At 68.9% G+C, this 11,617-nt stretch carries 7 protein-coding genes; 1 reads left to right on the forward strand and 6 read right to left on the reverse strand.

The window, feature by feature from the left end; genetic code table 11:
- Positions 1–3 precede the first annotated feature (3 nt).
- Genes adeC through BMY35_RS12955 form a run of 3 tightly spaced genes read right to left on the reverse strand, consistent with a single transcriptional unit; the run spans position 4 to position 5,904 of the window.
- On the reverse strand, positions 4–1,494 hold the full coding sequence (adeC, locus tag BMY35_RS12945) for an AdeC/AdeK/OprM family multidrug efflux complex outer membrane factor (protein ID WP_093199140.1): 1,491 nt from the start codon (positions 1,492–1,494) through the stop codon (positions 4–6).
- Between the two features lie 14 nt (positions 1,495–1,508).
- Positions 1,509–4,676 carry an efflux RND transporter permease subunit gene (locus BMY35_RS12950; RefSeq protein ID WP_093199142.1) on the reverse strand — a complete coding sequence of 1,056 codons (3,168 nt, stop codon included), beginning with the start codon at positions 4,674–4,676 and terminating at the stop codon, positions 1,509–1,511.
- Between the two features lie 19 nt (positions 4,677–4,695).
- Positions 4,696–5,904 (reverse strand): efflux RND transporter periplasmic adaptor subunit, encoded by a 1,209-nt coding sequence (locus BMY35_RS12955; RefSeq protein WP_093199145.1) that lies wholly within the window; start codon positions 5,902–5,904, stop codon positions 4,696–4,698.
- Between the two features lie 143 nt (positions 5,905–6,047).
- On the opposite strand from BMY35_RS12955, the gene BMY35_RS12960 reads away from it, so the two are divergent.
- The gene (locus BMY35_RS12960) at positions 6,048–6,671 is read left to right on the forward strand and encodes a TetR/AcrR family transcriptional regulator (protein WP_093199147.1); all 624 of its coding nucleotides are present in this window, start codon (positions 6,048–6,050) and stop codon (positions 6,669–6,671) included.
- Positions 6,672–6,714: 43 nt separating this feature from the next.
- Here the strand turns inward: BMY35_RS12960 and BMY35_RS12965 are convergent, their stop codons facing one another.
- Genes BMY35_RS12965 through BMY35_RS12975 form a run of 3 tightly spaced genes read right to left on the reverse strand, consistent with a single transcriptional unit; the run spans position 6,715 to position 11,562 of the window.
- On the reverse strand, positions 6,715–6,954 hold the full coding sequence (locus tag BMY35_RS12965) for a hypothetical protein (RefSeq protein WP_093199150.1): 240 nt from the start codon (positions 6,952–6,954) through the stop codon (positions 6,715–6,717).
- 52 nt (positions 6,955–7,006) lie between these two features.
- Positions 7,007–7,312, reverse strand: coding sequence for a hypothetical protein (locus BMY35_RS12970; protein ID WP_093199153.1), 306 nt, complete (start codon positions 7,310–7,312; stop codon positions 7,007–7,009).
- 11 nt (positions 7,313–7,323) lie between these two features.
- Positions 7,324–11,562: an OmpA family protein gene (locus tag BMY35_RS12975; RefSeq protein ID WP_177213632.1), complete on the reverse strand. Its 4,239-nt coding sequence runs from the start codon at positions 11,560–11,562 to the stop codon at positions 7,324–7,326.
- Positions 11,563–11,617 lie beyond the last annotated feature (55 nt).

Below are 11,617 nucleotides of genomic sequence, written 5' to 3' on the forward strand. Positions count from 1 at the left end.
TCCTCATGGCGTTGCCCGGGCACTCTTTTCCGAAGGTGCCGCGGCCACGGGAACGGAGGCGCCCGTGGTCTCGCTCCATCCACCACCCAGCGTCTTGTAGAACGTCACCAGGTTGGTGAAACGCGACAGCCGGGTGCCGATCAGGTCCTGCTGGGCGGTGTAGAGCGAGCGCTGCGAATCGAGCACGCTCAGGTAGCTGTCCACGCCGCGGCTGAAGCGCGCCTGCGAGAGCCGGTAGCTGTCCGCCGTGGCATTCACCAGCGATTGCTGCGCGTCGAGCTGGCGCCCGAGCGTGTTGCGCTGCGCCAGCGCGTCAGAGACTTCGCGGAACGCGGTCTGGATCGCCTTCTCGTACTGCGCCACCGAGATGTCGCGGCTCACCGTGGCGATCTTGAGGTTGGCGCGGTTGGCGCCACCGTCGAAGATCGGCAGCGTGACCTGCGGCGCGAAGCTCCAGCTGCCGGAGCCGCCCTTGAACAGGCCGGAGAGCTCGCTGCTCGACGAGCCCGCCGAGGCCGTGAGGCTGATGCGCGGATAGAAGGCCGCGCGCGCTGCGCCGATGTAGGCGTTGGCCGCCCGGAGGTCGCGCTCGGCCTGCAGGATGTCGGGGCGGCGTTGCAGCAGTTCCGAGGGCAGGCCCGGCGGAATGGCCGCCAGCGGGTTCGTGGCCGCCGTCGCTCCGTCGGGCAGGGCCTGCGGCAGCAGTTCGTCGGGCACGTCCGCGCCCACGAGCAGCACCAGCGCATTGCGGTCCTGCGCGACCTGCGCGGTGTAGCGCTCGACGTCCACGCGCGCGCTGTCCACGCTGGTCTGCGCCTGGCTCAGCGTGAGCGCCGAGGCCGAGCCCAGCTCGAAGCTGCGCTGGTTGAGCCGGTAGGAGTCGCTCTGGTTGCGCAGCGTGTCGCGTGCGAGCTTCAGCCGGTCCTGGTCTGCGGCGAGCGTGAGATAGCTGGTCGCCACTTCGGCCACCAGGCTGATCTGCGTGCTGCGGCGCGCCTCGGCCGTGGAAAGGAACTGCTGCAGCGCCTGCTCGCTCAGGCTGCGCACGCGACCGAAGAGGTCGATCTCGTACGAGCTGAAGCCCAGCGAGGCGCTGTACTGGTGGGCGATGAGGGTCTCGCCGGTGGACGACAGGCTGGCCGGCGTGCGGCTGCCGCTGCCGCCCGCGCTTGCGTTGACGGTGGGGAAGAGCGCCGCGTCCTGCACGCGGTACTGGGCACGCGCCTTCTCGATGTTGAGCACCGCCACGCGCAGGTCGCGGTTGTTGGCGAGGCTCATCTCGATCACGCGCTGAAGCGACGGGTCGGTGAACACGTCGCGCCAGCCGAGGTCGGCCACCGGCGCGGACGTGGAGCCGGCGTCCGTCGTATCGCCGGCGAACTTGCCGGGCACGGGGGCCGCGGGTTGCTGGTAGGCGGGCATCAGGCTGCAGCCGGCCATCAGGGCGGCGATCGTGAGCGATGCCGCGAGCGGTGCAAGGCGAAAGGGATTCATGGCATATGCCTCGTTCAGGATGCGGCCGCGGCCGGTTGCGGGTGCGTGGCCGGCGCGGCTGGCTCGTCGTGCGTGGAGGCGCCGCCCTTGAAGAGCCCGCGCACCAGCACGAAGAAAAGCGGCACGAAGAAGATCGCGAGCACGGTGCCCGACAGCATGCCGCCGATCACCGCGGTGCCCAGCGCGTGCTGCGCGCCGGCCCCGGCGCCGCTGCCCAGCACCAGCGGCAGCACGCCGAGGATGAAGGCCAGCGAAGTCATCAGGATGGGGCGCAGTCGCAGGCGCGCGGCTTCCAGCGCCGACTCGATCAGCCCCTTGCCCTGCGCGTGCAGGTCCTTCGCGAACTCGACGATCAGGATGGCGTTCTTCGACGCGAGGCCGATCGTGGTGAGCAGGCCCACCTGGAAGTAGACGTCGTTCATCTTCCACGTGAGGAAGGCTCCGAGCAGCGCGCCGAACACACCCAGCGGCACCACCAGGATCACCGAGAGCGGGATGGACCAGCTCTCGTAGAGCGCGGCCAGGCACAGGAACACGATGAGGATCGACAGCGTGTAGAGCAGGGTGGTCTGGCCGCTGGAGGCTTTCTCCTGGCGCGAGAGGCCGGTCCATTCGTAGCCGATGCCGGCGGGCAGCTTCGACACCGCCTCCTCGACGATGGCCAGCGCCTCGCCGCTCGATGCGGCGCCCGGCATCGCCATGCCCAGGATCTCGACCGAGGGAACGCCGTTGTAGCGCTCCAGGCGCGGCGAGCCCGAGCTCCAGCCGGCCTTAGCGAAGGAGGTGAAGGGAACCATCGTGCCGGCGCTGTTGCGCACGTACCAGCGGTCGATGTCCTCGGGCAGCATGCGGTACTGCGCGTCGGCCTGCAGCATCACCTTCTTCACGCGTCCCTTGTCGATGAAGTCGTTGACGTAGCTGCTGCCCCAGGCGGCCGAGAAGGTGTCGTTGATGTCGCTCATCGAAAGCCCCTGGGCCTGCGCCTTGTGCGGGTCAATCTCCAGCTTGAATTCCGGCGAGTCCTCCAGGCCGTTGGGGCGCACCGCCACGAGGCGCTTGTCCTTGCCCAGCGTGGCGAGCAGCTGGTTGCGCGCCTGCATCAGCGCCTCGTGACCGAGGTTGGCGCGGTCCTGCAGCATCAGGTCGAAGCCGGTGGCGTTGCCCAGTTCGGCGACGGCCGGCGGCGCGAAGGCGAACACCCTCGCGTCTCGGATCGTGTTGAAGAAGAGGCCGGCCTTCGCCGCGACGCCGGTCACGCTCAGCGCCTCGCCCTTGCGTTCGTCCCAGGGCTTGAGCTTGATGAAGGCGAAGCCCGTGTTCTGCCCGCTGCCTGCGAAGCTGAAGCCGGCCACCGTGAAGAGGCCCGAGACCGCGTCCTTCTGGTCGACCAGGAAGTGGTGCTCCATCTGGCGCATGACCTCTTCCGTACGCGCGTTCGTCGCGCCCGGAGGAAGCTGCACCAGCGCGAACATCGTGCCCTGGTCTTCGTCGGGCAGGAAGCCCACCGGCAGCTTCATGAAGCCGGCCACCACCAGCGCCAGCACCACCGCGTACGCGGCCATGTAGCGCCAGCCCTTGCCGATCATGTGGCGCACGATGCCCTGGTAGCGCCGGTTGCCGCGGTCGAAGCTGCGGTTGAACCAGCCGAAGAAGCCGGTGCTCGCCATCGCGTGGCCCTTGGGCACGGGCTTGAGCAGCGTCGCGCACAGGGCCGGCGTGAGCACCATCGCGACCAGCACCGACAGCGTCATCGCCGAGACGATGGTGATCGAGAACTGCCGGTAGATCACGCCGGTGGAGCCGCCGAAGAAGGCCATCGGCACGAACACGGCAGCCAGCACCAGCGCCACGCCCACAAGCGCGCCGGTGATCTGGCCCATCGACTTGCGCGTGGCCTCCTTGGGCGAGAGACCTTCCTCTGTCATCACGCGCTCGACGTTCTCGACCACCACGATCGCGTCGTCCACCAACAGGCCGATGGCCAGCACCATCGCGAACATCGTGAGGGTGTTGATGGTGAAGCCGAAGGCCGCGAGCACGCCGAAGGTGCCCAGCAGCACCACCGGCACCGCGATGGTGGGGATGAGCGTGGCGCGGAAGTTCTGCAGGAAGAGGTACATCACCAGGAACACCAGCACCACGGCTTCGACCAGCGTGCGCACCACTTCCTCGATGGAGATGCGCACGAAGGGCGTCGTGTCGTAGGGCTTCTGTACCTTCATGCCCTGCGGGAAGAACTTCTCGAGCTCGGCCATGCGCGCGTCGATGGCCTTGACCGTGTCGAGCGCGTTGGCGCCCGCGGCCAGCTTGATGGCCAGGCCGGCGGCCGGCTTGCCGTTGTAGCGGCCGACCGTGTTGTACGACTCGCTGCCCAGTTCGATGCGCGCCACGTCGCGCAGGCGTACCTGGGCGCCGTTGGTCTGCGTGCGCAGCAGGATGTCCTCGAACTCCTGCGCAGTCTTCAGGCGCGTCTGCGAGGTGATGGTCGCGTTGATCTGCTGGTTGGCCGCCGCCGGCATGCCGCCGAGCTGGCCGGCCGACACCTGCGCGTTCTGCGCCTGGATCGCGGTCTTCACGTCCAGCGGCGTGAGGCTGAAGTTGGAGAGCTTGTTCGGGTCGAGCCACACGCGCATCGCGTACTGCGAGCCGAAGAGGGTGGTGTCGCCCACGCCTTCCACGCGGCTGATGGCTTCCTGCACGTTCGCGGCCACGTAGTCCGACAGGTCGGAGCCGTTCATGCTGCCGTCTTCCGAGGTGAAGGCCAGCACATTGAGGAAGTTGGTGGCCGACTTCGTGACGGTGACGCCCTGCTGCTGCACTTCCTGCGGCAGCAGCGGCGTGGCCAGCGAGAGCTTGTTCTGCACCTGCACCTGCGCCGTGTCGGGGTCGGTGCCGTTGTCGAAGGTGAGCGTGATGGTGACCGAGCCCGAGGACTCGCTGGTCGATGCCATGTAGCTCAGCCGGTCCAGCCCCTTCATCTTCTGCTCGATGACCTGGGTGACGGTGTCCTCCAGCGTCTTTGCGGAAGCGCCGGGGTAGTTGGCGGTGATCGCGACGGCGGGCGGCGCGATGCTCGGGTACTGCGCGATCGGCAGCGTGGCGATGGACATTGCGCCGCCCAGCATCACGATGATGGCGAGCACCCACGCGAAGATGGGGCGGTCGATGAAGAAGCGTGCCATGAAGGTCTCTCTCGATCGATCAGTTCGCCGCGCCGGCGTGCCCGGCCGGTGCCGCGCTGGCCGTGTCGGTGCCCGTCTTCGGCTTGGGGCTCCACTGCACCGTCTTCACCGCCACGCCGGGCGCCGCGCGCTGCTGGCCGTCCACCACGAGCTTGTCGCCTGCCTGCAGGCCGCTGCGCACCAGCCACTGGTCGCCGATGGCGCGTTCGGTCTCGAGTGCGCGTCGCTGCAGCTTGTTCTGCGAGTCCACCACGTAGGCCGTCGGCTTGCCGGCGCCGTCGCGCGACACAGCCTGCTGCGGCACCAGCAGTGCCTGCTCCTTCTCACCTTCCTGCAGCACGGCGCGCACGTACATGCCGGGCAGGAGGATGGCATCGGGATTGGGGAACACCGCGCGCAGCGTGATCGCGCCGGTGTTCTGGTCCACGGTGACGTCCGAGAACTCGAGCTTGCCTTCGAGCGCGTAGGTGCTGCCGTCTTCCAGCTGCAGCCGCACTTTCGCGGCATTGGCGCCGCTCTTCTGCAGGTCGCCGCGCGCCATCGCCTGCCTGAGCTGGAGCATCGCGGCGCTGGGCTGGGTCACGTCGACGTAGATCGGGTCGAGCTGCTGGATGGTCGCGAGCGCGCTCGACTGGCTGGCCGTGACCAGCGCGCCGGGCGTGACCGACGACTTGCCGATGCGTCCCGAGATCGGCGCGTCGATGCGCGCGTAGGCGAGGTTGATGCGGCTGGTCTCGACATTGGCCCTGGCCGCCGCGACATCGGCCTCGCCCTGGCGCAGCGAGGCCGCGGCGTCGTCGTAGTCCTGCTGGCTCACCGCCTTGATGGCCACCAGCTCCTTGTAGCGCTCGGCCTTCAGCCGCGTGGTGCCCAGGCTGGCCTCGGCCTTGGCGAGCGCGGCGACATTGCTGTCGTAGGTCGCCTTGTACGTGGCGGGATCGATCTGGTAGAGCGCCTCGCCGGCCTTCACGTCGCTGCCCTCGCGGAACTTGCGCGACTTCACGATGCCGCCAACCTGCGGGCGCACGTCGGCGATGAGGAAGGGCACGGTGCGCCCGGGCAGCTCGGTCGTGATGGCCACGCGCTGCGGCTGCACGGTGACGATGCCCACCTCCGGCGTGCCGGCCGCCGGGGGAGGTCCGCCCGGCGGCTTGCCGCAGGCGACGAGCATGAGTGTGGACACGACGGCCGCTGCGAAGGTCAGGCCGTAGGTGAGAGGGGGGCGCATTGCGGTTCTCCTGGGAAAACGACCGGACGCTGAGAGGTTCAGTCGGCGTTTAAATAGACAGTGCTGTATGGAAATGTATTTTGACTTGAATGACCTGTCAATTAAAATAGTCATACGTGTACAGAAATAAGGAGGGACACGGTATGCGGGTAAAGACCGAAGCGAAGCGCGACGCCATCGTCCAGGTGGCATCGGAAGTCTTCAGGGAGCTGGGATTCGAGGGCGCCTCGATGGTGGAAATCGCCGCGCGCGTGGGCGGCTCGAGGGCAACGCTCTATGGCTACTTCAGCTCCAAGGAGGAGCTGTTCGTCGCGGTGATCCACAACGCGGCGAAGCACCACTTCGAGCCGATCTTCGCGGCGCTGGCGCAGGAGGGCGACGACGATCTCGAACTCGTCCTGCAGCGCTTCGGCGAGAAGGTGCTGGTGGCCGTGTGCTCGCAGGAGGTCATCCAGGCGCACAGGGCGGTGATCGCCGAATCGGGCCGTACCGACATCGGACGGCTCTTCTACGAGGGCGGACCGAAGAAGGGCGTCGCCGAGCTCGCGGGCTTCCTGGAGCGGCAGATGCACAAGGGCCGGCTGCGCACGGCCGACACGCAGGTGGCGGCCCAGCACCTGATGGCCTTGCTGCACTCCGAGACCGTCACGCCCAGCTTGCTGGGCATCCAGGGACCGATGACCCGCAAGGATCTGCGCGAGGCGACGCGACGTGCGTTGCAGGTCTTCCTTGGTGGCTACGCGCCGGTGGAAAAGACCAGCCGGTGAACTGACGGAGGCCGCCGCGGGCGCGCCGCGGCCTCCACTCGGGCTACTTCAGCGTTTCCCGCGAGAACGCTTCCGAGGACGGCTGCGCCAGCATGCCGTGCCTCAGGCTCCACACGCAGGCGCCCAGCCTGAGCAGCCTTTCCACGTTGGCGTCGTGGAACGGGCTCTCCGCATCCTCCTGTTCGATCAGCTCGGAGATGCAGGCGAGCGCATCGGTGGGCGTGAAGCCCAGGCCCGCGCGAGCCATTCCCATCACTGTCACGAGAACATCGGTCTTCTTCATTTCTTCCTGCTTCCGGTAGGCGGGGCGCGTTGTTCGCCGTTGCGGTTCGCCCTCAGCGCGCGCCGGCGATGAGCCTGACTTCGCTGCACAGCCGGGGGCCGTAGTCCTCGCAGCGTACCTCGAAACCGTAAGCGGCGGCCCGGCGCAGCGCGAAGGCGGTCACGTCGCGCAGGTAGGTGCACCCCGGCTTGCGGCCCGCGGCGGCGCGGGCCTCGAAGTCGGCCTGGAAGTCGCGCGCCCATTCCTCGTAGAGCCTGTAGCGGTCTCCATGGGCGTCGAGGAAGCCCGCGCGCGCCAGCGTCTGGGCGATGTCGACCAACGGCACGGTGATGGGGATCTCGTCCTTGCGTTCATGCATGGCCGGCCCCGTCAGAACTTGCCCAGCACGTTCAGGAACCACCCCTTGCTGCGGTAGCTCATGTCGGTGAGGTTGTCGGAGTAGTCGGTGAAGTTGTAGCCGATGCCCACCTTCAGGTTCTCGTTGACGTGGTAGTAGGCGGCGGTGACCCAGCCGCTCTTGCGGTCCTTGAGTTCCTTCGCGCGCAGCGTGCGCCATTCGAGCATCCAGTCCCAGTTGCGCACCAGCTTCCAGTCGACGCGCAGCACCGCGAGTTCGGCCGAGCTCTTGAACCAGGGCGACGAGTTGTCGCGGCTCGCGCGCAGTTCGCCGCGGCGCCAGGCGTACTTGCCGCCCAGCGTCCAGCGCTCGTTCAGGTCCCAGGTGGCGTCGATGGCGAACACGTGGCTGCGCTGCTGGTAGTCGATGCCGGTGGTCGACACGGTGCCCAGGCCCGAGTCGACGCCGCCCGACACCACCTGGCCCGGCGACGAGAGGTCGTACAGGTAGGTGTACTTGAAGAGCAGGTTGAGCTTGTCGTTCAGGGCCGGGCGCAGCGCGTAGCCGAGCATGGCTTCGGTGTACTTGGCGGCGGCCAGCGTGCCGGTGGTGCTGTCGCTGTCGGCCCAGTTGAACTTGCCGATCCAGCGCGAGTCGTCGTCCACCTTCCAGCTGAAGGAGTTCTTCACGAGCCAGCTGGTGCGCGTCTCGGCCGTGGTGCGGTCCTTGCGGTATTCGAGGCCGCCGCTGTACTTCAGGCGTTCGCTCGAATAGCCGCTGGTGAAGGCCACCGCCTGGCGGCGCGTGGCGCCCAGCGTCTCGGCGCCGACCCAGCCGTTCTCGAAGTTCACGCCGAAGGTCCAGCGCGTGTCCGGCGCGTACTGCACGCCGTAGGCATGCGTGAGGCCCGGCTGCGTGCCGGTGGCCTGGCGGTGCTCGGTGAACATGGTGAGGCCGTCGCCCACGCGCGAGCGCACGCCGGTCACCAGCGTGCCGCCGCGGCCGATGAGGTTCTCGTCGGTGCGGCCGGTGTCGGACACGTAGGTCATGTAGAGGTTGGAGCGGTCGTCGTACTGGTAGTCGATGCCCGCCTTGCCCGCGAAGCCGCCGTCGCCGGTGGAGACCTCGCCGCGCAGCGCCAGCTTGTCGTTGACGCGGTAGCGCCCGCCGAAGCCCAGCCGGTCGTTCTCCAGCCGCGTGCCGGTGCGCCGCAGCGTCTTCTGCGCGAAGCCGTAGGCGCTCCAGCGGTCGGCGCCGGTGTATTCGAGCTGCACGGCCGCATCGGCGCGCTCGCCAGATACCGCCTGCGTGGTCGGCAGCGACGGGCTGGTGATGAGCGCATCGCCGGTCTTGTCGTCGTAGCGCAGGCCGAGGCCCAGCTTCCATTCGGGCGACAGGGCCAGCGAGTACTGCGCGTCGAACACGCTGCTGTTGTAGCCGTTGCGCTCGTCGCGGCGGTCGGCCTTCAGGCGCAGCTCGCCGTTCTCCGCCTTCTCGCCGAAGGGCACGGTCGCCTGCACGCCGACCTGGCGCGTGGCGTTGCTCGCGTACTGGCCCGGCGCGGAGAAGCCCGCGTCGCGCGACTGCGCATAGGCGTTCACGCGGCCGCCGCCGCGGATGTCGAAGTCGCCCAGGTCGGCCTGGCCTTCGAGGCGCCAGGCGTTGGCGTTGCCGGTGGGACCGTTGCCCAGGCCGTTGGTCAACGAGCCGTTGCGGCCGGTGAAGCTGAAACCGCCGTCCATCGAGTCGAGCTGCGTGGTGCCCGGGCCCTTGCTGCGCGCGAACTCGCCCTTGAAGTAGGTGTTCTCTGTCTTGCGCAGCGTGAGGTCGACGCCGGCCAGGCGCTGGTCTCCGCCGATCTGGTCCTGGCGCGATGCGGTCACGCCCACGCCGACGTGGTCGTTGGCCCACCACGAGACGCGGCCGCCCACGGCGAGGGTGTCGAGCGAGGTGGTGAGCGGCGTGTATTCGTAGTCCACCACCAGGTAGGTCGGCATGCCAGTGAAGCCGCCGGCGCGAACCAGCGAGCCGTCGTCCGACAGGCTGGGCAACGGCGCCGACAGCAGCACGCGGCCCTGCAGGTAGTCGATCTCGTAGTCGGTGCTCGGCACCAGCTGCGTGCGCTTGAGCACGAAGCCGGAGTCCTTGTCGCGGATTTCCAGCGTCACGCGTTCGGCGCCGCGCGTGATGTCCTGGTTGCGCAGGTAGTAGAGCGAGCCGCCGGTGCCGCGGAATTCTTCGCGCGCCGCCAGCGTGCCGGGCTCGGCCGCGTAGGCGTCGACCTTCAGGCGGGCTTCGCCGAAGGCGGTCGATTCCTCGCCGAGGTAGCGGCCGTGGAAGCCGTAGAGGCCGCGGCTCACGCGGGTGAGCTCGGTGTCGCCGAAGTTGAGCTTGAAGTTGCCCCACATCGCCTGCGAGCGTCCGTCGTCCACGCGCAGGTAGAAGCGGCCCTGCGTGGGCGCGTCCTCGATGGTGGTGGAGTCGTCGCCGAAGGTGCTCCACGAGTCCTCCGGGTCGAAGCGGCGGAAGAGGGAGGTCGGGTCCTTGCGGTCGAGGTTGCGGAACAGCTCCTTCAGCGGGCGCTCTTCGGTGTCGACGCTGGCCGTGAGCGTCCAGCGGTCGTTGAGCTGGCCCTTGGCGTAGCCGGCGATGCGGCCTTCGCTCCAGCCGCCACCGCCATAGCGGTTCTTGTCGTTGGTCATGATCGCGGCCGGGCCGCTCACGCTGTTGCTGCCCACGGTGAGGTCGGCCTGGCCCACGAAGAACCAGTCGCTGGTGGGCAGGTCGAAGTCGCGCCGGTAGACGCGCGTGGCGCCCTGCGCGTCGGTGACGGCGATCTCGCCTGTCTGCACGCGGCGCGGCACCAGCTGCTGGAACACGAAGCGCCCGCTCTCGTCCACCGGCACCGCGAAGCCCAGCGCCCGCACGCTCTCGCCTGGGCGGATGGTCGCGCCGCTGGCGGTGACGGTGCCCGCGCTCAGCGGAATGTTGGCGATGGCGATGTTGTTCTGGCCGTAGCCGCGCAGCAGCTCGCGCGCCGGGTCGGGCGGCGTGCCGGTCTCGGGCTTGTGGTGCTGGACCAGCGTGAGCGAGAGATCGTCGGTCTCGTCGAAGCGGCCCTGGCGGTCGTACACGCGCACGCGGTAGTAGAGCTTGCCGGTCACGCCCTCGGCCACGCGGTTGAGCAGGCCCTCGGGCACCTGCCATTCGCCGCGCAGGCCGGCGTCCAGCGGCACGGTGGCGACCTGGCGGCGCTGCATCGCCTCGTTGGCGGTGTACACGCGCAGCTCTGCCTTCGAGGTGAAGAGCAGGTAGTTGCTGTAGCCGGCGAAGCGCACCGTGTCTCCGGCCACCACGGTGGTGGGCCAGGCGCTGGCGCTCAGCCGGCGCGGCTGCGAGAGGTTGTCGTACTGCAGGCGCAGCTGGTTGCGCTCGAGCTGCACGTCGACGCAGCGCTGGCGGTCGGCGCTGGTGGTGCCATCGGCCGAGGGCTGCTTGCCGTCGGGCGAGAGCAGCTGGCCGTCCACGCTCAGGCGCAGCGGCGCGTCGTCGGTGCCGAAGGCGGTGAAGGTGCGGCATACGCCGGGGTCGGCTGGCGTTGCGACGGGCGTTGCAGCGACGGGCGCGTCGTGCCAGTACACGCGCACCTCGACGCGGCGGTTGGCGGGCCAGTTGGCCGGGTCGGTGGCTGGCGTCGCAACGGGCGCATCGGGGCCGCGCGAGCTCGCGGACGCGGCCGTCTCCGGCAGCCCGAGGCGTTGCGTGAGGTAGCGCGCGGCCTGCTGAGCGCGGGCCAGTCCCAGGACGTGGTTGTCGACGAAGCGTTCGCGCGACTTGGCGCTCAGCGCTTGCGTGTCGGTGTGGCCGACGATCTCGAAGCGCAGGCCGTCGCGGCCCTTGACCTGCTGGGCGATGCGGTCGAGCTGCGCGCGGTCGGCGGGGGAGAGACCGTCCGCGCCGGAGTCGAAATGCGGCGTGGTGGCGTCACTGCGTTCGGCGGGTGCCGCAACAGGAGACACGGTTGCAGCCGCTGGCATTGCACGCTCGTCGCCGAGCACGAATGTGGCCTTGGGCAAATCGCGCTCGCTGCTGCGCGGCAGGTGGCGTGCGCCGTCGATGTCGATCGCGCGCGGGTCGGCCGCGGCGCGGTCGAGCATGCGGCCGCGCACGGAGGTTTCCTGCGCGGCGGCCAGGCCCATGCTCAGGCAGGCGGCGGTCACGGCGCCGGCAATGGCCATGCGCCTGGGCAGCGTCTTCTTCTTTCTTCTCATGTCGGCTCGCTGAATCGGGTTCGGTGTCTGAGGGCGGGGCATGGCGGTGGTGTTT

The sequence above is a fragment of the Variovorax sp. YR750 genome (assembly GCF_900109805.1).
GTDB lineage: Bacteria > Pseudomonadota > Gammaproteobacteria > Burkholderiales > Burkholderiaceae_C > Variovorax > Variovorax gossypii.

Excerpts from the sequence above, each read along its gene's own strand:
- adeC (WP_093199140.1), bottom strand. The coding sequence starts at position 1,494 with ATGAATCCCTTTCGCCTTGCACCGCTCGCGGCATCGCTCACGATCGCC.
- BMY35_RS12950 (WP_093199142.1), bottom strand. The coding sequence starts at position 4,676 with ATGGCACGCTTCTTCATCGACCGCCCCATCTTCGCGTGGGTGCTCGCC.
- BMY35_RS12955 (WP_093199145.1), bottom strand. The coding sequence starts at position 5,904 with ATGCGCCCCCCTCTCACCTACGGCCTGACCTTCGCAGCGGCCGTCGTG.
- BMY35_RS12960 (WP_093199147.1), top strand. The coding sequence starts at position 6,048 with ATGCGGGTAAAGACCGAAGCGAAGCGCGACGCCATCGTCCAGGTGGCA.
- BMY35_RS12965 (WP_093199150.1), bottom strand. The coding sequence starts at position 6,954 with ATGAAGAAGACCGATGTTCTCGTGACAGTGATGGGAATGGCTCGCGCG.
- BMY35_RS12970 (WP_093199153.1), bottom strand. The coding sequence starts at position 7,312 with ATGCATGAACGCAAGGACGAGATCCCCATCACCGTGCCGTTGGTCGAC.
- BMY35_RS12975 (WP_177213632.1), bottom strand. The coding sequence starts at position 11,562 with ATGAGAAGAAAGAAGAAGACGCTGCCCAGGCGCATGGCCATTGCCGGC.